Annotated in this window: 16 protein-coding genes; 5 read left to right on the forward strand and 11 right to left on the reverse strand. The window is 68.6% G+C overall.

Annotated elements, in window-relative coordinates; all coding sequences use genetic code 11:
- The first annotated feature begins 36 nt into the window (after nucleotides 1–36).
- Both KB201_RS10215 and KB201_RS10220 read left to right on the forward strand, forming a co-directional pair.
- Nucleotides 37–1,032 carry a glycosyltransferase family 2 protein gene (locus KB201_RS10215; RefSeq protein ID WP_065631347.1) on the forward strand — a complete coding sequence of 332 codons (996 nt, stop codon included), beginning with the start codon at nucleotides 37–39 and terminating at the stop codon, nucleotides 1,030–1,032.
- Entirely contained in the window at nucleotides 1,029–2,312 is a 1,284-nt protein-coding gene (locus KB201_RS10220) for a lipopolysaccharide biosynthesis protein (RefSeq protein ID WP_065631346.1), read from the forward strand. The genes KB201_RS10215 and KB201_RS10220 overlap by 4 nt, the downstream gene beginning before the upstream one ends.
- Here KB201_RS10220 and KB201_RS10225 read toward each other — a convergent pair.
- Nucleotides 2,291–3,088 (reverse strand): SDR family oxidoreductase, encoded by a 798-nt coding sequence (locus KB201_RS10225; RefSeq protein ID WP_211539168.1) that lies wholly within the window; start codon nucleotides 3,086–3,088, stop codon nucleotides 2,291–2,293. The genes KB201_RS10220 and KB201_RS10225 overlap by 22 nt on opposite strands.
- Before the next feature lie 199 nt (nucleotides 3,089–3,287).
- On the opposite strand from KB201_RS10225, the gene KB201_RS10230 reads away from it, so the two are divergent.
- On the forward strand, nucleotides 3,288–3,830 hold the full coding sequence (locus KB201_RS10230) for a dihydrofolate reductase family protein (protein ID WP_065631344.1): 543 nt from the start codon (nucleotides 3,288–3,290) through the stop codon (nucleotides 3,828–3,830).
- Between the two features lie 166 nt (nucleotides 3,831–3,996).
- Here the strand turns inward: KB201_RS10230 and KB201_RS10235 are convergent, their stop codons facing one another.
- The 6 genes from KB201_RS10235 to KB201_RS10260 form a co-directional block, all read right to left on the reverse strand.
- Nucleotides 3,997–5,310, reverse strand: a complete 1,314-nt coding sequence (locus KB201_RS10235) for a hypothetical protein (protein ID WP_211539170.1) — start codon at nucleotides 5,308–5,310, stop codon at nucleotides 3,997–3,999.
- 87 nt (nucleotides 5,311–5,397) lie between these two features.
- Nucleotides 5,398–6,195 carry a hypothetical protein gene (locus KB201_RS10240; protein ID WP_211539172.1) on the reverse strand — a complete coding sequence of 266 codons (798 nt, stop codon included), beginning with the start codon at nucleotides 6,193–6,195 and terminating at the stop codon, nucleotides 5,398–5,400.
- A 143-nt stretch (nucleotides 6,196–6,338) separates the two neighbouring features.
- Nucleotides 6,339–7,508: a hypothetical protein gene (locus KB201_RS10245; protein WP_137809082.1), complete on the reverse strand. Its 1,170-nt coding sequence runs from the start codon at nucleotides 7,506–7,508 to the stop codon at nucleotides 6,339–6,341.
- A gap of 285 nt (nucleotides 7,509–7,793) precedes the next feature.
- Nucleotides 7,794–8,255, reverse strand: coding sequence for an ATP-binding protein (locus tag KB201_RS10250; RefSeq protein WP_065631341.1), 462 nt, complete (start codon nucleotides 8,253–8,255; stop codon nucleotides 7,794–7,796).
- Between the two features lie 6 nt (nucleotides 8,256–8,261).
- A complete protein-coding gene (locus KB201_RS10255; protein ID WP_065631340.1) occupies nucleotides 8,262–8,693 on the reverse strand; it encodes an STAS domain-containing protein in 432 nt (143 codons plus the stop codon).
- 147 nt (nucleotides 8,694–8,840) lie between these two features.
- On the reverse strand, nucleotides 8,841–10,040 hold the full coding sequence (locus tag KB201_RS10260) for a lipase family protein (protein ID WP_159369748.1): 1,200 nt from the start codon (nucleotides 10,038–10,040) through the stop codon (nucleotides 8,841–8,843).
- 137 nt (nucleotides 10,041–10,177) lie between these two features.
- On the opposite strand from KB201_RS10260, the gene KB201_RS10265 reads away from it, so the two are divergent.
- A complete protein-coding gene (locus tag KB201_RS10265; protein WP_211539174.1) occupies nucleotides 10,178–10,828 on the forward strand; it encodes a hypothetical protein in 651 nt (216 codons plus the stop codon).
- A gap of 30 nt (nucleotides 10,829–10,858) precedes the next feature.
- Here the strand turns inward: KB201_RS10265 and KB201_RS10270 are convergent, their stop codons facing one another.
- The 4 genes from KB201_RS10270 to KB201_RS10285 form a co-directional block, all read right to left on the reverse strand.
- Nucleotides 10,859–12,379, reverse strand: a complete 1,521-nt coding sequence (locus tag KB201_RS10270; RefSeq protein WP_068970865.1) for an acyl-CoA synthetase — start codon at nucleotides 12,377–12,379, stop codon at nucleotides 10,859–10,861.
- A 69-nt stretch (nucleotides 12,380–12,448) separates the two neighbouring features.
- Nucleotides 12,449–13,081: an LGFP repeat-containing protein gene (locus KB201_RS10275; protein ID WP_242697020.1), complete on the reverse strand. Its 633-nt coding sequence runs from the start codon at nucleotides 13,079–13,081 to the stop codon at nucleotides 12,449–12,451.
- Between the two features lie 71 nt (nucleotides 13,082–13,152).
- Nucleotides 13,153–14,928: a DUF6777 domain-containing protein gene (locus tag KB201_RS10280; protein ID WP_159369751.1), complete on the reverse strand. Its 1,776-nt coding sequence runs from the start codon at nucleotides 14,926–14,928 to the stop codon at nucleotides 13,153–13,155.
- Between the two features lie 203 nt (nucleotides 14,929–15,131).
- The gene (locus tag KB201_RS10285; RefSeq protein WP_159369752.1) at nucleotides 15,132–16,610 is read right to left on the reverse strand and encodes an NAD(P)/FAD-dependent oxidoreductase; all 1,479 of its coding nucleotides are present in this window, start codon (nucleotides 16,608–16,610) and stop codon (nucleotides 15,132–15,134) included.
- Between the two features lie 132 nt (nucleotides 16,611–16,742).
- Here KB201_RS10285 and KB201_RS10290 point away from each other — a divergent pair, with 132 nt between their 5' ends.
- Complete coding sequence (locus tag KB201_RS10290; protein WP_159369753.1) at nucleotides 16,743–18,983, forward strand: molybdopterin-dependent oxidoreductase; 2,241 nt, start codon at nucleotides 16,743–16,745, stop codon at nucleotides 18,981–18,983.
- Nucleotides 18,984–19,175 lie beyond the last annotated feature (192 nt).

Here is a 19,175-nt window from a genome sequence, read left to right on the forward strand (position 1 = left end):
ACGAGTGTAGACTTCGACCGGAACTGAAGAGGACTGATGGGAAATAGTGACATCGGCAAGTTGTCGGTGGTGATCTGTGCCTACACCACCGACCGATGGGCTGACCTGATCCGATCGGTCGACGCCGCCGAACGCGAACTGACCGATGACGATGAACTGATCGTGGTGATCGACCACAATGATGAGCTGTTCGACCTGGCGAGGCGTGAATTCGCCTCGTCGCTCAAGCCGCTGATCTGGGTGGTGGCCAACGACGAGAAGCGCGGTCTCTCCGGTGCCCGCAACTGCGGCACCCGTCTCGCCTCCGGTCAGATCGTCGGGTTCGTCGATGACGATGCCGTCGTCGAACCCGGCTGGCGCCGGCGACTTTCCGGGCAGTTCACCGATTCGGATGTTTCGGCGGTGGGCGGATACGCGGAGCCGGTGTGGCCCGGCGACCGACCCCGTTGGTTTCCCCGGGAATGCGACTGGACAGTGGGATGCAGTTACGCGGGTTTGCCGACCGCGCCGGCGCCGGTCCGCAACCTGATGGGGTGCAACATGGCGTTCCGTCGCCGGACCTTGCTCGAGGTCGGGGGATTCGACACCGACCTCGGACGGGTGGGCACGCTTCCGGTGGGCTGCGAAGAGACCGAGTTGTGCATCCGGATCGCCCGTTCTGACCCGGCTGCGAGGATCATCTTCGACCCGGATGTCCGTGTGCGACACCATGTCAGCCGGAACAGGACACACGTCCGGTACGTCTTGCGGCGGTCGTTCGGCGAGGGCGTGTCCAAGAGACAGATCAGTGGCCTCGTCGGGGCGGCGGACGCCACGAGCTCGGAGCGTTCGTATCTCACCAGGACGGTCCCGGCGGCCATCATGCGTTACCTCCGCGACGGTGTGACGGTCGAGCAGCGCAGGACGGATCCCGGAGGTCTCGGACGCTGCACCGTTCTCGCCGGGACCGTCGTCGCAGCAGGTCTGGGCTACCTCTTCGCGATGCTGACCGAGGCGCGAAGCGCGTTGCGCGAGTTGAGTCCTCGGACATGAGCATCGTGAGCAGGCCGGTGATGCTCGGCTCGAGGGCGATGACGGTGGACTCCGTCGCCGTGGTGGCGAGCTTCTTCGTCACGGCTGGGGCGGGAATGCTCTTCTGGGTGGTCTCGGCCAGGGTCATCCCTCCACATGCGCTCGGCATCCAGACCGCGCTGTTGTCACTTGTCACGACGGTCGGCACCATCACCGCGTACGGGGTGGGAAGTGCCTACAAGGCGATGCTGTCGACGCCCGACTGCCCACGTCGCGAACGGTTGCTCGAGGGCCTGCTCATCACCATCGGCTCGGCCGCCGTCTTCGGCGTGATGGGCGGGATGATCGCGGGCGACATGCTCGAGAACCGGGTGGCGACCGTCGTGCTGGTGGCCTGCGGGTCCGTCGTCATGGCGCTGTTCGTACTCAAGGACGCCGCTCTGATCGGACTGCACGCCTCGCGCTGGCTTCCGATCGTCAATGTGGCCGCCGTGGTTTTGAAAGTGGCCCTCGTCTGCGTGTTGGCGAGTGTCGTGGCGCTCGCTGCGGTGTGGGCCACGATCGTGCCCGCCCTGCTCGGGGCGTGCGTGGTGTTCGTCGTCCTCGTGCCGCGGATTTTGCGGCGCCCCGAGAACCGCACGAGCCCGCACCGTGTCGTGGTGGTGGATCGCGGCCAGATGCCCATGTTCGCTCTTCGCGATGGCATCGGAAGCGCGACCTCGTTCGGACTCATCCTCGTGCTGCCGTTCCTCACCACGCTCGTCGCCGGACCGGTCGCGGGTGCGACTCTGGCGTTGGCGCTCGCGGTGGCACAGGTGCTCGACTTCGTGCCGGATGGCATCGGAGCAGCCCTCACCGCGCATCTCGCGCGCGATCCGGCAGCACTGGCCGGGCAGATCCGTCGAATCTGGGCCATCTCGCAATGTCTGGTCGTCGTCGGAGCAGGGGTTCTGATCGCAGCCTCGCCGCTCGTCGGGAAGATCTTCGGCCCGGCCTACTCGGGCTCGGAGTTCACGACGTCGTTGTGCCTGCTCGCGGCCGCCTCGGTCCTGCGCGTCCCGTATTCGATCTGGATGTCAGTACTCCGGGCGGAGTTGGACACCAAGACGATTCTGCGATGCAACACGGTGGTGTTCGTCATCACCTTTCCGGTCACCCTCGTGCTGGCGGGCACCTGGGGCAGCATCGGTGCGGGCTCGGGTCTGCTCGTCAGCTCGCTCCTGCTGGGCGCTGTCGGCACCTGGGACCTGATACGACGATGGTTGTCGAACGCAGAGGGTCATCGCAAGCTCGTCTGGTAGCGGCGCATCCCGCGCAGCCACCGGTCGTAGTCGGCGCCCTTCTGGCGGTACATGTCGAGGACCTCCGGGTGCGGGAGGATGAGGAAGCGCTCGTCGGCGACGGCCTCCAGCACGATCGCGGCCACCGTCCCGGGGGTGAGCACCGCGCCGGCGCTCTCCACCGCCCGCTGCATCAACCGCTGCTCGGCGGTGGCGGAATCACCCTCGGGCCGTAGCAGTTTGGTGTCGACACCCATCGGGCAGAGGCAACTGACGCGGACCCCGTCGTCGCCGTGGGTGATGTTGAGCCATTCCGCGAAGCCGACCGCGGCATGTTTGGTGACCGAGTACGGCGCGTTGCCGATCTGGGTGAGCAGACCCGCGGCCGACGCCGTGCTGACGAAGTAACCGCTGCCTCGTTCCACCCAGCCCGGGATCAGGCGTCGAGCCGCCCGGATGTGGGCGCGGAGGTTGACGTCGAAGGCGAGATCCCACACGTCCTCCTCGGTGTCGACACCGCCGCCCAGTCCGACCCCGGCGTTGGCGAAGTAGAGGTCGACCGGACCGAAGGTGTTCTCCGCCAAGCGGACCGCGGCATCAATGTGGCCGTCGGACGAGGCATCGCCGGCGAGCGCGGCCGCCGAATCGCCCAGCTCCTCGGCGACGGCCCGGGCACCGGACTCGTCGAGATCCGTGACGACGACCCGCGCGCCCGCATCGACCAGGGCATGCGCGATGGCCGCGCCGATACCTCCACCGCCACCCGTGACGATGGCAACCTTGCCTGCGACGTCCATGGATCTCCTTCGATCGCCGATGTGTGGGTCCAGAGTTACCAGACGGAGGGCGAAATCCCGCTCCCTGAGGTGCGAGGAGCGTAAGCGACGAGCCTCGAAGGGTCCCGACAGAAGTCACGAGACTCTCGACGCCGATGACTTTCCCGCCGCCCCACGGTCTGACATCGTGACGTTCACCGAAGTGACGAGAGGCAGCGCAATGGGAAAGATCCACGTCCACGAGTTCATCACCCTCGACGGCAGCTACGAGGATCCGAGTTTCACGATGCCGTACGGTTTCCCCGACGCGCTCGGCGAGACGCTCAGTTCGTTCATGAACGACTGCACCGGAATCCTGCTCGGACGCAACACCTTCGAGATGTTCGGCCCGGCATGGTCGGACCGGTCCGTCGACGACGATCCCGGCGCCCCGTTCTTCAACGACACCACCAAGTACGTGGTGTCCTCGACCCTCGACGAAGCGACCGGGTGGCAGAACTCCCAGGTCATCGGGGCCTACGACGCCGACCGGATCCGCGACCTCAAGAAGGACCGTGACCTCTACATCAGCGGCAGCGGCACCCTCGTGCGAGCGCTGCTGCGCGACAAGCTGATCGACGAGTTGCACCTGCTGGTCTATCCGGTGGTCCTCGGCAACGGTGCCCGGCTGTTCGACGGTCTGGCCGACCTGCCGCTCACGCTCGTCGGCACCGACGTGTTCGACAACGGCGTCGTGCACCTGTCGTACGGTCCCACTGATTGAGAACCCCGCCTGGGCCGAGACCAGTTACTCCGCTGCCGAGTGACGTCGCATGCGATATCGATCCGTCGGCGCGACTTCGATCGAAGTCGCGCGGCCTGATTGACGTCGCATGCGACTTCAGTTGGGGGGTGGCGCGGCAGTCGGAAATCCTCCGCCCGCCCCGGGATCACGCCCCCGGCGAGGGACCGGGTGACGACCCGCCGGCGAGGTCCATCGCGCTGAGGAGCAACCGGGCGACGCGGGCGTAGGCCTGGTGCTCGGCCTCGCACAGCGCGATCTCCTCGTCGCCGAGTTCGGCCTTGCGGGCGGTCGTCAGATTGTCCATCCACTCCCGCATCTCGGCCGCGCAGATGTCGAAGAACTCGTGGACGCGCTCACGATCCTGACGGCACATGGCCAGCACGGTCGTCGGGGAGAGCTTGTTGTCGAGCTTCTGGTTGACCCGTAGGAGCCCCTGCAGCGCCACGGGAAGGCGATCGCCACGGCGGCGGTGCTCCAGTTTGGGGCCGCTCTCGAGGCGTCGGATCATGTCTCCGCGCGCCGACCGGGCGAAGTCGTCCCAGCGTCGGAGGGCGGCATCGAGATTGGCCGGACTGAAGACCGCGACGTCGATGCGGCGCTGGGCGAAGACGAGCCCGTTGCGCACGACCAGCGCGACTTCGGGCCACCGCGGCGAGAACTCGGCGACGACCGTTCCGAGCAGCGAGGGTGCGGGCACCGACGAGCTGAGGATGGTCACGATCTCCAGGGAGCGGGCGTCTCGGGTCGGCCGGAGCAGTGAGGTGCCCGTCGACCGCAGGAAGATGGCCTTGCGTGGGCTCACCACGGCGGGACGTCCGGCCGCGCTCATCGCGGCGCGGGCCAGTTCCACGAGATGGTCTTTCGACTGCGGCACCACCCCGCCCTCGACGGGGGCGTCGAGGAAACGGGCCGGGGCGGTGAAGCGCAGGGTGTCGGCGTCCGTGCTGCCGGCTCGATCCGAGCCGGCCGGCCGGCCGGCGTCGGTCTCGTCGGCGTCGTCGGTGTCGTCGGTGTCGAGACCGTCAGCCGGGGAGTGGTGTCGGGCGAAGGACGGGTCGCCGATGCTCACGAACGACGGGTGGATGACACCCCACACCTCGCGCAACGCCCGCACGGCGGCGCCGGCGAGGTCGCCGGACCGAACGGCATCGGCTTCGAAGCAGAAGGCGCTGCGACCCTCGAGCCGGCACCAGCCTCGGTCGACGATGTAGGTGGCCTGGCGCATCCACCGGTCCTTGTCGGTCCAGGTGAGGTCCCCCGCCGAGATGGTGCAGCGCAGGCGGTCTGCCGACTCGGGACCTCCGGCCACCGCGAAGGTCATCCGTCGTCGCCATCCTCCGGCGGCCGCCTCGACGATCGACAGCGTCTGACCCGGCAGGAGACGTGGCACCCGAACCGCGAGAGTGTCGGCGAAGTCCCGCCAGGCCGCCTCGAGGTCGGCGTCGAAATCGGGGGACATGCAGGCTCCTCGTGGGCGGGACGTACGCGGACCGGATCCGAATAGTACGACGCCGCGCAGACACCCGTGGCGACACCCGCAACAGAACTACAGGGGGGCGGAGTGCTCGACCGTCTCGTCGTAGACCGGGTCCCACGGGAGATCGCGGTCGGCGTAGTCGGTGCTCGTCAGCGCCACGTGGGGTACCGGTTCCCCGGTGAGCGATTTCCACGTGATCGAGTTGACGATGCGGACCGCGGCGGCGTCGAACATCGTCGGATGCCAGGTGTCCGCGGACTCCAGCGGACCCATCACGCGCGGCGCGGGGAGCCGGGGATGCGCACCGGACTGCCCGGCTCGCGACATGTCGCAGAGCACACAGGTCCCCGACGCCGACGGCAGATGACGGCGGCGTCTGGCCCACGCTTCGGCGCGCATCGGGATGACCGTCAATTGCACGAGCGTCCCGGCGGCGCTTCCGACGGCGTGCGTCGACGGTGCGACGAACTGACGGTTGTCGCCGGCAAGGCTCCGATACGAGGCGAGGGACGGTTGCGTGGGCACCTCGAGGTAGTCGCCGGCGTCGAAGTCCGGCACGCCCGTGAACGCACTACCGCTGACGACGTTGACACCGTCGACGCCGATCATCACCAGGAACGGGTGCAGGTGCGGCGAGGAGAAGTCGAGCCAGGTGGCCTCTGACTGCCACATCGGGATGGTCGCGTGCGCGTCGCCGTCGGGTGAACCCTGAGCGAGGCGGAGGGCGCCATGGCCGCCGACCGCGCCGGGCCGTCCGACCGGGTCCGGGGTGCGCAGAGCCCGCTGAAACGTGACGTGCAACCGCGCGTCGCGACCCAGTTCGGGAAAGGTGATCGTGAGTGCGCCGCGATCCGTGGTGATGGCCATGTGAGGGCTCCGATCGATGACTGGAACCGCTGAGGGTTGCCTGACCGATTGAACGCCTCATCTGGCCGCGGTGCGATGCTCCGCGTCGAAAATCGTCCGCGCAGACTACGTGCAGAGGTGTTGCCGGTACCGATTTGCCTGAGTCACTTGGCCGGTGAGCTGCGATCCGCGGCGTCGTCGTCGGACAGCACGACGACGCGCAGCGCCGCCCGCAGGTTGTGCGTGGTCGCCTTCCAGGCTTCGGCTTCATGGCGGCACGCGTCGGCCTCGGCCGGGTCCGACGCGGCGGCCGCGTCGACCGCCGACCGCCGCCAGGTGAGGTGCTGCTCCTCGCTGGTGTTGATGTACGAGAGGATGTCGGCCTGGCTGTACCGGCAGATCTTGGCGACCTCGCGGGCGGACAGCGAGCGGCCGTCGGGGTCGAGTTCGAGCAGTGTCTGCAGAGCGTCGGGGAAACGGCCGTCGTTCCTCGCGGTCAGTGGTGCGTCCTCACCGACCTTGGCGATGACCGACGGGGCGCAGTCGGCCAGGAACGTGAACCACTCGGCCAGCGCCGAGCTCAGGTTGTGCGGATGGAATACGGCGCACTCGACGGTCAGCGTCGCGAAGACCTCGTCCTCGAGCAGATGCACACGTACCGCCGACCCCATGGTCGGCTGGGCGGCGACGATGTCGGCGGCGCGCCGGCGGTCGGTGATGTCACCGGCGAGGCGCGCGAAGAACTCGAAGCGGGGTGCGTCGCTGCGCGGACTCAGCCACGACGAGACGGGCTTGGTGGGCAGGGCGATGTCGCCGTCGGCGTCGGTCTGGATACGGCAGCCGGTGAGGTCCTCGAGCGAGCCGACGAGCAAGGCCCGCAGATGGTCGGCGTCGAACGGCTGGACCGCGACCTCGATCTGGGGTTCGGGGCGCGCGGCGGGGGAATGGTCCAGGAACGCGGGGTGCACGACCTCCCAGACCTGCCGGAGCGTCAGCACCGTCGTGTGCGCGAGCTGATCGACGCGGCGCCGCCCGACTTCGAAGATGTGGGTGCCGTTGCGCAGACGTCGCCACCCGAGGGCGGCGAGGAGGTCGAGATGCTCGGCGAAGTACTCCGGCGTGGGATGCAGGTCGGTGTCCTCGATGGTGCAGCGCAGCCGGCGCGAACCGGTGACCGAGAATCGCATCGTCCCGTGCGGACCCTCCGGGATGGCGGGGTCCTGCTGGATCGTGAGGGTCTCGCCCGGCTCGAGATGCGACAGACGATCTCCGACGTGCAACGCGAACGTGCGCCACGCGTCGTCGATGTTCGAGTCCACGGTGAAGTCGGTCATCTCGACTCCCTTCCTCGTGCGCTGACGTGCATGCGCATTGTGCAGCGATGTCAGGATCGGGAGCACGCTCCACCGAGCTGTTCGACGGCCGGCCCCGAACCCGCCTTCGGACTTCAGGTTATGTGACTCGGCCGACAGACTTGGTCACTTGAACAGACCCGTCGACGAAGCCTTGCCCGAACCGTACCCCTAGGTCGGCGGCCCGGCTGACTCAGGCATCGGTTGTTAACCGACAAGAAGTACTTGTGTCCCCAGCCCGGGGGACACCCGTCTCTCGGGCGGTTCTCAGACGCTCTGTCGTTGACGCCAGCTCAGGGTCACCGAGGTCCCGTGCGGTCCGCTGGTGACGTCGGATGCGTCGCAGAGTGCCGAGATCAGGGCGAGTCCGCGACCGCGGTACGGCGACGACGACGCATCTGTCTTCCACTGCCCCGTGTCGGTGACGATGACCTCCAGGGAATCGTCGCGCGTCTTCCGCGCCCGGACATCGATGGCACCGGGCCGGGTGCCGGGCGATGGGGTGGCGTAGGCGTGCTCGGCCGCGTTGGCGACCGCCTCGTAGACCGCGAGGACGATGTCGCTGCGACGCTCGGCGTCCACGCTGATCGTCGCGTCCAGCCACTGCGCGAACTGTTGCCGGAAGCGGTAGGCGGACTCGGGAGAGGCCGTGACCGAAAATGCGAGACCGGTCGCGTCCGTCCCGTCCGAGTCGCCGGGGTCTCGGTGAGCCGATGAGATCCGAACCATCTGTGACTAACCAGCCGGACGGTCGGCCAGCCCCTCTGTGGTGGTCATGGCCGTGATCGCATGGTTCAGCGTCGGGTAGAGCACCATCGTCTGGTCGAGGCCCATGATGGTGAGGGGGCGGGCGGTCGCCGGTCCGGCGGCCACGACGCCGAACATGCCGGTGGGTGCGATGGCCTCGTGTGCCGCGACGAGCGCCGCCATCCCGGCGGAGGCCAGGAACTCGGTGGTCGTCAGGTCGATGATCAGACCGTCGGGTTGTCCGCTCAGCGCCTGCGACACGGCGTCGGACAATTGCGGGGCGGTGAGCACGTCGATGCTGCCCTCCACGGTCAGGATCACCAGTTGCTCATGTGCTGCGGACACCACCGACATCAGCGCGCGTCCGGCACTCAGGCCACTGTCGTCGACGATCACAGCATCAGGATTCTCTGCCTGCATCGGGTGGCCCTCTCTACGGGGGACGGCGGCAGCCCGACTTGCGGCCCCGTCCCGGGAGATGTACGACGGCAGCTGCTCAACCGGTGATCCCATCGTGCCACGGCATGACGCCACGCCGGTACCGGGGTGCGCGAACGCCCTCGGCGGTTACTTTCCGAAGAGCCGGCCGAGGAAGGGGATGGTGTCGGCTTGCGACCGGACCAGCGTGCCGCTGTGGTCGCTCGGATAGGTCCGGAAGGTCACCGGCTGGCGGTTGGCGGTCAGCGTCGCCGCATAGGCCGCGGTGGTGGGATACGGCACGTCGGTGTCGAACAGGCCGTGGCCCATGAAAAATGGCTTGTCGAAACCCTTTTCGGGCATGCCCAGGTAATTCGCCAGGGTCGCGGAGAATCTCGGCAGACTGGTCAGCGGGGCGGTGAAGTAGTCGCCGAGCGAGACGCCCCGGAGCTGCTCCTCGAATTCGCCGACGCAGCGGGTCTCGGCGAGGGCCACATACTTCCGGCCGCTCGGCGTGAGGATGCGATCGATGCCGAGCTCGGGGTGTGCGTATCGGAGTCCGGCGAGGATGTAGCTGAGGTAAGCGGTCAGCGCCGGGGTGATCGCCACCGGCGGGACACCCGGACCCGCGATCTGGACCAGTCGTTCGATGTAGGCCGGCGTGCCGGTGCCGACGGCACCCCGGTAGTCGAGCTCTTCACCGCCGAACTCGGTCGCGTAGCGCGCGGTGTAGATGGCCGCGCCGCCGCCCTGTGACTGCCCGACCGCCGCCCAGGAGCGCGACAACCGTTGTGCGACAGGTCGAGTCGAGGAGAACTCCCGGCCCGCTCGCACCATGTCGACGACGTTGTGGGCCGTCGTGCGGCCGTCGAGGTAGGCGTGCAGACCCGGGGTGCCCAGGCCGGCGTAGTCGCTGGCCACGATGGCGTAGCCCTGCTGCATCCACTTGGCGAGGTACGGCAGGTCGCGCTCGGGCAGGCCCGGACCCCGGACCGAGGGGGCGCAGTCGTCGCCGATCCCCGACGTCCCGTGGGCCCACGAGATCACCGGCCAACCGCCCGGCGGTGCCGTCCCCCGTGGGGTGAACACGGTCCCGGTGCTGAGCGCCTTCTTGCCGAGAGCATCGGTCGTGACATAGGTCAGGACGGTGGCGTCGGCGGAGCCGGGCACCCAGAACTGCGGGGCGAGCGGCCTGGCGGAGACGACCGTGCCGACGTCGCCGAGGTTCGACGGCGAGGAGATCGCCGGGCCGGCGGCGAGGGTCCCGGCCGCTCCGGAACCGCCGATCGCGACCGCCGCACACACGGCCAGTGTCAGAACCTTGCGGTGCCATCGCGTCACGATCCACACCGTACTGCGAACGGGTGCCGGTCGTCGATTCCTCGCCTGTTCCGTTATCGCTCAGTTCCTTTCGGTGCGCTGGGAGCGGTACCGTCGGCCACGGCAATACCCTGGTTCGGACAATCCCGGCAGAGAGGTGCCACGGCATGGCGTTGCGGACGGTCGGGTTGCCGACCCCGGCGGAGATGAAACCGAGGTGGGCTGCATATGCGGCACTGCTGGCCGTGCGGGGTGAACGCTGGGCGCAGGGGGCGCATGCGACCGCTCACGGGTGGCACTACGACGACGGCGGAGGCAACTGGGCCGACGTCGTGTCGGCCGGATCCGGCCGCGCGGTGCTCGTCGGGCACGACCATGAGTACTCCGAGACGTATTTCCGCGAGGGAGCGACGTACTTCGGCGAGCCGGAGACCGACCTGCTCGCCGATGCGCCCGGCTGGTGGGAAGCGGCGATCCTGCCGTACCTCGACCGGCAGCGCACCGAGGGGATGTGGATCGGGTTCATCTACGGCTTCGACGGCCGGTGGATGCGGTCCGACTACGACGCCGATGACGGCTTCACCAGCGTGGCTCTGCCGTTCACCGACGACGAGACAACCGGCGACGCACTAGTCGATCTACTCGGCAACTGGTTCGGCGAGCTGGGACTCACGTCGCCGGCCGACCTCGGCACCCGGCTTCGTGCGATGGTCGCCTCCGGTGATGCGCCGACGGCGGCAGACTTGCGGCGGATACTCGGATCGGCGGCCGCGCACGCCGACATCGACGCGGCAGTGGCTGCAGCACAACGGTTCTGACGATGTCAGGTCCGTCGCGCCGCGCGTCCGTCACCGCGAGCGCAGTTCCCGCTTGAGCAGTTTGCCGCTCTGGTTGCGGGGGAGCTCGTCGACGAACCGCACCTTCTTCGGGACCTTGAACGGCGCGATCCGAGACCGGACGTGCTCGATCAGTTCCTGCTCGGTCACCGACCGGCCGTCCCGCACCACGACGACCGCGGTGATGGCCTCGATCCACTTCTCGTCCGGCTCGCCGATGACGGCCACCTCCGAGACCGCCTCGTGGGTGTAGATCGCGTCCTCCACCTCGCGGGAGGCGACCAGGATGCCGCCGGTGTTGATCACGTCCTTGATGCGGTCGACCACCGTGATGAAACCCTCCGCGTCGCGGGTGACGAGGTCGCCGGAGTGGAACCAGCCGTCACGGAACGCGTCCTCGGTGGCGGCCGGGTTCTCCCAGTAACCGCGGCACAGTTGCGGCGAACGATAGAGGATCTCGCCGGGAACCCCGGGTTCGACGTCGTTGCCGTCGGAGTCGACGACCCGGGTCTCGACGAAGAACACCGGCCGACCGCACGAGGACGGCCGGTCCTCGTGCTCCTCCGGGCGCAGAACCGTTGCCAGCGGCCCGATCTCGGACTGTCCGAAGCAGTTGTAGAACTGCATGCCGGGGAACTGCTCGCGGAGCCGGTTCAGCACGGTCACCGGCATGATCGACGCGCCGTACTGGGCCTTGCGCAGCGAGGACAGATCCCTGGTCGCCAGGTCCGGGTGACCGGCGAGCGGAACCCAGACGGTCGGCGCGAGGAACAGCGACCCGATGCGGTCCGCCTCGACGCGACGCAGGATCTCCGGGATGTCCGGGGTCGCCATCAGCCGGACGGTCGCGCCCACGGAGAGGTACGGAAGCATGAAGACGTGCATCCCCGCCGAGTGGTAGAGCGGCATGGCGATCAGCGGGTTGTCATCCGCGGTGAAGTCGAGGGCGATCACCGACGACACGTACTCGCTGATGAGTGCCGCGTGGGACATCATGGCGCCCTTGGGCTTCGAGGTGGTTCCGGAGGTGTAGAGGAGCTGGGCGAGATCGTCGCCGTCGGCCGCCGAGGTGAACTGGCCGGCCGGTCTGGTCGCCGTCTGGAGCAGCGAATCGTCGGCGTCGCGCAGCGGGACGATCTCCTCGACCTCGGCGAGATCGCCGCGGATCTCGTCGATCCGTTCGGACAGGGCGGGGTCGACGAGGACGGCACGTGCGCCGGACTGCACGACGAGATAGCGGAGCTCCTCACCTCGCAGCGCGTAGTTGATCGGGACGTGGACGAGTCCCGCGCGGCAGCACGCCAGGAAACCGATGACATACGCGTCCGAGTTCGTGCCGTATGCCGCCACCCGGTCGCCCTGCTGCAGTCCGCGGGCCAGCAGCCCGGCGGCGGCAGCGGACACCGCGTCGTCGAGTTGTCGGTAGGTGAAGGAACGGTCGTCGAAGACCAACGCGGTGCGGTCGGGATGCCGCGCCGCGGACCTGCGGAGGATGCCGTCGATGGTGTTGGCGGACGAAGGTCGCGAAGCCATGCCGTCGACGATACTTGGACGTCCTAATGAACCGTGGCGGATCCGCCCATCTTGGCCCGGGTGTGCCCGTCAGGGCCAGAAGATGGTGCCGTTCAGGAAGTCCTGGGCGAATCGGTTGCCGGTTCGGTACTCGCCGCCGAGCGGGACCCCGAAGTACCCGCCCGCTCCGCCGGTCTCCTCCCACTTGCGCCGGATCTGGCCCCAGACGATCTGCGCGCCACCGGTTTTCGACCATGTGACCACACCGCCCTGGAAGTCGTTGCTCCGTCCGCTGCCCGACCGGTACTCGTTGCTGACCGGATAACCCAACGCACCGCGCTCGGCCCCGGCCTTCTGCCACCGGCTCCGGATCGCGCCGCCGACCTGGTGTGCCGTACCGCCGTCGGCGGCGGGGTGCCAGTAGAACGACGTTTCGCGTGAGAACACCTGGAATCTGCCACGCTTGGCTCCCGCGCGTTCGGGGCCGGTCGGGACGCCCCACTTGAAGAAGCCGCCCGTCGACGAGTAGGCCTCGCCGATCTTGCCGCCGACCAGGTGACCGTTGATGATCCGATCGGCCTGCGCACTCGGCGCGAGCATCACCAGCGACACCATCGTCGCCACGACCGCGACGCTCGCCACCCGCCGTCGGACGCGTCTGCGAACGGACTCCGGACGGAGGTCACGGGCGGGGCTCGGCGTCGACGTCGTGAGGGCAGACATGCGCGCGATGGTACGGACGTCCCACGACGCCTGCTGTTGGACAGCTCACATCAGGGGTGAAACCGCAGGTGTCAGGGGCCCGCGGGAGCCTCGGGTGGGGGTGAGTTCTCCGTGGTGGTCGTGGTGGTCGTCTCGTCCGGGGCCTCTCCGGCGGGCGGCGCGGCATGTGTGGAGGGGTCCGGCGCCGGCGGGTCCGTCGTCAGGGGGCCCGGCGCAGACGGTTCGGGAGCCGGGGCGGCGGGCGGTACGACGATCCAGTTCGCCGACCGGACGGTCACCGTCTTCGACGCGCCGACCGCCGTCAGCGTCAACGTCCACACTCCGGTGCTGGTGGTGGAGCCGGACACCGAGGTGCGCTGTAGGGCCGAACCGGCGACCGACCGCGTCACGCCGTCGGTGCACGAGAGGGCGACCGTACCCGCCGAAGAGCTGCCGGGGGCCGTGCAGCCCACCGACAGCCCGGCGTCGTCGAAGCTGAAACTGCCGATGAACTCCCCCGAACCGCTGAACGAGGTCGGCGTCGCGGGGGCCTCGGCCGGGGCTCCCGGTGCCGGCGCGCCGGGGACGCCCGGCTCCGACCCGGGTTCGGGCGCCTCCGGACCCGGCGCCTCGTACCCGGGCGCCTCGGGGACCGGGGCGTCGGAGGCGGGCACCGATGCATCCGGTGGTGGCGCGTCCGAGGCCGGTCCCGGGCTGTCCGGCGCGGCGGGTGGCACCGCGGAGTCCGATTCGGACGAGTCCGGTCCAGCGGAGTCCGGAGCCGCCGAGTCCGAGTCCGGTGCTCCTTCCGGCAGACCGCCGTGCTCCTCGGCCCGCTCCTCGAGGGCCGGGGCGGCCGCGGGGTTGCCCGGCGCGATCAGTCCGTTGTGCTCGGCGTCCTCCTCGGTGTCCGCCTCGAACGGCGTGTTCAGCGCGGCCGGGGTGGGCAGGGGACCCGACGGTGGCGGGAAGCGGCTGAGATCGAGCAGTCCGCCGAGCGGTTGCGAGAAGATCTGTCCGGTCAGGTAATTCAGCAGCTGGAGCGCGTCGCCGACCGGGGTGCCGGGGGCAGCCGGGACCGACGGCGCGGGTACGATGGTCGTCGACTTGCCGACCGCGGTGACGTTCTGGTTGTTGTACGCGATGCGGGTGACCGATCGACTCTTGTACCCCTCCCACGTCCGGCCCTCCAGCCGGTACCCGCCGAGCGGGGCGGCGGCCGGCGGGGCGAGCGGATTGCCGCACGAGCACATGGCGCGCGGGACGCCGGCGGAGTCGACGTAGACCGCTGTCCCACGCTGCAGGACGGACTGGAACGGGACCGCTCGGCCGGAGGTGTACGAGTGGTTGGTCACCCAGGTGTCGGTGGTCAGCACCACGGGGGTGAGGGTGTTCAGATAGTGCGGGATGTCGGCGGTGCCGATGCCGTAGACGCCGGCCCAGGCGCGAGCCGCCGGGGGATCGGCGAGCAACCGGTTGCTGAGTGCCGCGGTGTCGCAGGCGGCGGTGTCTCCCGCGGCATACAGCCCGGCGTCGGTGCCGTTGACCGCGCGGCCACCGAGGTCGGCTGCGCCCGCGGTACCGGTGAGTGCCACGTTCGCCGGGAGGTCGCCGGCCCCGGACACGAGGACCGGATCGGTGAACGGATCGATCCCGGGGTCGTTCGCCGCGGTCAGGGTGAGGCCGGGGACGTAGATGTCCCCGTCGCGGGCCTTGACGACGAAGACGATGCCCGCGGCGAGGACGAGCGCGAGGACGACCACGACGGCGCTCAGTACGAGGGTCAGTGCGCGACGACCGTCGGGCCGCGGCGGGATCGCGCCGTACGGGGTCGACGGGTGGGTCGGGGGACCGGGTGGATAGGTCATCGCGCAGCTCCTACTGGTCCACTCCTGCCCGGGCGGGCAATCGTTCGACCCGAGCCCAGTATCGGCGCGTCACAGAACGGGGAGCAAGGCTTGACCAGCATTTTCACGTCGTCGACGGCAAATCTCGACCGTTTGGACCACACCGCCGTAACGCCGCGCGGCGGGGCACCGACACCAGTCCGGGCCCCGCGCGCGGAGCCGGGTCAGGCCCGGCCGAACACCATCGATTCCTCGACCTTGTTGATGCGGTGGTCGATGGCGTCGCGGTAGTAGTTGTGCCGCACCTGCCAGTGACCGCGGGTGCCCGACTTCGGCAGTGCATCCGGGGACCGTTCGACGTACCCCGCCTTGAGATCCCACAGCGGCCGCGAACCCATGACCTCCGAACCCAGATGCGGATAGGCATGGGTGTAGCCGTTCGTGCGCATGTACCTGATCAGGTCGGCGACGGCGCGAGCGGTCATGTCCGCGCGAAGGGTCCACGAGGCGTTCGTGTAACCGACCGACCAGGCGAGGTTCGGGACGTCCTCGATGAGGTAGCTCTTGAAGACGAAGCGGTCGTGCGGTTTCACCTCGGCGCCGTCGACGCGGAGCCGGGTACCGCCGAAGCCGAGCAGTTGCAGTCCGGTCGCGGTGACGATGATGTCGGCGTCGAGGTGCTTGCCCGAGGTGAGGGTGACCCCCGTGGCGTCGAACCGGTCGATGTGGTCGGTGACCATCTCGACCTTGCCCTCGGTGATGTCGGCGAAGAGGTCGGCGTCGGGGACCATGCACATCCGCTGGTCCCATGGGTTGTACGTCGGATTGAAGTGGACGTCGACCGGATAGTCCTCGGGCAGGTTCGCGACGACGTTGTTGCGGATCATCTTGCGTCCGAGCTTCGGGAACCGGTGGGTCAGGTGCACGATCGCGGCCGTCTGGGCGGCGTACCTGGTGCGGATGACCTTGTGCGCCGCCTGCGGTGGCAACAACTTCTGCACGAGCGGTGCCAGGTACTGCTTCTGCTTGGACGAGAAGATGTATGACGGCGAGCGCTGCAGCATCGTGACGTGCTCGGCCTGCTCGGCGAGGCTCGGGATGAGACTGACCGCCGTCGCGCCGCTGCCGATCACCACGACGCGCTTGCCCCGGTAGTCGAGGTCTTCGGGCCAGTGCTGCGGGTGCACGATCTGGCCGGTGAAGTCGTCGGCACCGGCGAACCGTGGTGTGTAGGGGTTGTCGTAGTCGTAGTAACCGGTTGCGAAGATGACGAACCTCGCCCGGTGGGTCTCGCGGCGCCGGTCCTCACCGACCTCGACCCCCAGCGTCCAGGTGTCCGTCGTCGAGTCCCAGTCGGCGGTCAGGACGTGCTGCCCGAACCGGATGTGCTCGGCGATGGCGAACTTGTGGGCGGTGTCCTCGATGTACTCCCGGATGTCGTTTCCGTGCGCCAGCGCCCGCGGCTTGCGCCACGGCTCGAACGGGTAACTCAGCGAGTAGATGTCGCTGTCCGACCGCACGCCGGGGTACCGGAACAGGTCCCACGTCCCGCCCATGCGTTCGCGGCGTTCGAGGATCAGATAGTCGGCGTCGGGATTCTGCTCCTTCAGCCGATAGGCGCAGTCGATGCCGGACAAGCCGGCGCCGATGATGATCACGTCGCGCACGGTGGGCTGTGTGGCGTTCGGTTCGCTGTCGGTCACGGGGACCTCCTCGGTGGGGATGCCTCAGGTGCTGTCATCATGCAACACTTGTCTTCAGATGTGAACGGAATCACACCAACCGTAGGCCTGCCCGCCTGGGGCCAGTCATCGCGCGAGGTCAGGGGACGCAAGATGCCGATGGAAAAACACACTTACTGCCGAATCTGTGAGCCGCTGTGCGGCATGATCGCGACCGTCGAGGACGATCGGCTGATCTCGTTGCGGCCGGACAAGGAGCACCCGCTGTCGCGGGGCTTCGCGTGTCCGAAGGGGATCGCGTTCGCCGAGATCGTCAACGATCCCGATCGTCTCCGGCACCCCCTCCGACGACGCCCCGACGGCGAGTTCGAGCAGATCTCATGGGACACGGCGCTCGACGAGATCGGCCGCCGGCTCGTCGAGGTGCACCAGAAATCCGGCAGCGACTCGATCGGCTGGTACTTCGGCAACCCGGCGACGTTCTCGACCGGGCACACGCTGTGGACCGCGATCTTCATGAACCTCCTCGGCACGCCGCACGTGTACTCGGCGGGATCCCAGGACGTGAACAACCGCTTCGTCGCCAGTCACTTCCTGTACGGCAACCCGCTGACCGCGCCGATTCCCGACATCAACCGGGTCGACTACCTCGTCATCATCGGGGCGAATCCGGTGGTGTCGCATGGCAGCGTGATGAGTTCGCCGCGTATCCGTGAGGGTCTGAACGCGATCACCGCGCGCGGCGGGTCCGTCGTCGTCGTCGATCCCCGGCACACCGAGACGGCCCGAGAGTTCGACTGGCTGCCGATCACGCCCGACACCGACGCGCTGTTCCTGCTGTCGCTGTTGCACGTGCTGTTCGACGAGAACCTCGCCGACCGTGAGCGGCTTCGGCGGCAGGCGCGCGGCGTGGCGGAGCTCGAGACGCTCGTCGCGGCCTACGCGCCGGAGGTGACCGCGGGCCGGACGGACATCGATCCGGAGCGTGTGCGCGCTGTCGCCCGCTCGCTCGCCCGTACGGAGCGGGCCGCGGTGTACGGACGGGTGGGTACCTCACTGGGGCGCACCGGCACGCTGACGACCGCCCTGCTGGACATGGTGAACCTCGTCGCGGGCAACCTGGACGTGCCGGGCGGGTCGATGTTCGGTGATCTGGGGATTCCGGGTCAGCGCCTGGGCGTCGCCGCGCTGCAACGGCTTTCGAGCTTTCGCTGGGCGGGGCGCCGGAGCCGCGTCGGCGGCCTGCCGCAGGTCCTCGGGACCGCGCCGGCGTCGTTGATGGCCAAGGAGATCACGACCCCGGGCCGCGGGCAGCTGCGCGCGCTGTTCGTCAGCGCGGGTAATCCGGTGCTGTCGGTTCCGAACGGCGACGAATTACGTTCGGCGTTGGACGAACTCGACCTCATGGTGTCCCTGGACATCTACCGCAACGAAACCAACGCCCGGGCCGACTACATCCTGCCGGCCACCACGATGTACGAACGCGAGGACTTCCTGCTCCCGTTCCAGGCCCTGTTCACCACTCCGTTCAAGCAGGCCACCGAGGCGGTGATCCCACCGCAGGGCGAGGCGCGAGAAGAGTGGACGGTGATCAACGAACTGATCGGCTTCCTGTCGTCGGAGAGCCTGCTGATCCGCTCGCTGCACGTCGGCAACCAGCTGGCGCGACGCGTGGGCCGGCCGGTCACCCCGCGCCGGGTCTCGGACCTGGTGATCCGAATGGGATTGGGAGGAGACCGATTCGGCCTTCGACGCGGTGGACTCACCTACCGCCGGCTCGTCGAGGACCATCCACACGGTGTCGTGGTCGCCGACGACCTCGCCCCCGGGCAGCTGGCCAAGAACGTCACGTACCTCGACGGCCGGATCCGGTTGACCGCACCGGAGTTGATGACCGAGGTCGAGCGACTCGGTGTCGCTGACGACGCAGGGTATCCGTTGCGGCTCATCGGGATGCGTGAGATCCGGTCAGAGAACAGTTGGCAGCACAATGCGCCGATGTTGTTGCGCGGCGGACGGTCCCACGCCGCCCGGATGCACCCCGCCGATGCCACGGCACGCGGGCTGGCCGAAGGCGACCTCGCGACGGTGGAGTCCCGGCACGGTCGGATCTCGTTGCCCGTGACCGTCACCGAGGACATCAAGCCCGGCGTCGTCGCGATCCCGCATGGCTGGGGCCACAACGGTTCCGGCGGCTGGACGCAGGCGAACGCGGCTGCGCAGAACGACCTGGGCGCCGGTGGCGTGAACGTCAACGCACTCATCTCGTCCGACCCGGCCGACCTCGAGCGACTCGCCGGGATGGCGAACATGACCGGCGTGCCGATCCAGGTGTCGGCGTTAACCGAGAGCCGGGTACGGTCCGAGACGGATGCCCAACCCGCTCGAACCTGAACGCACACACCGGTTCCCCAGACAAGCAGTGATGCTCGGGTAGGCAACCGGTGTGTGTTCAGGGTTTGGCGCGGTGTCCCGTGCGTCCGTACGTCATCCCGCCCGCGGAGTCCGGACTCTTCCGTGTTCGAGGCGAACGGGTCGCACCCGGGTCACGCAGCACGATTCTCACCGACGGATCGCGTCGGTGAG

The sequence above is a fragment of the Gordonia sp. SCSIO 19800 genome, assembly GCF_018132775.1.
In the GTDB taxonomy this organism is placed as follows: Bacteria; Actinomycetota; Actinomycetes; order Mycobacteriales; family Mycobacteriaceae; genus Gordonia; species Gordonia hongkongensis.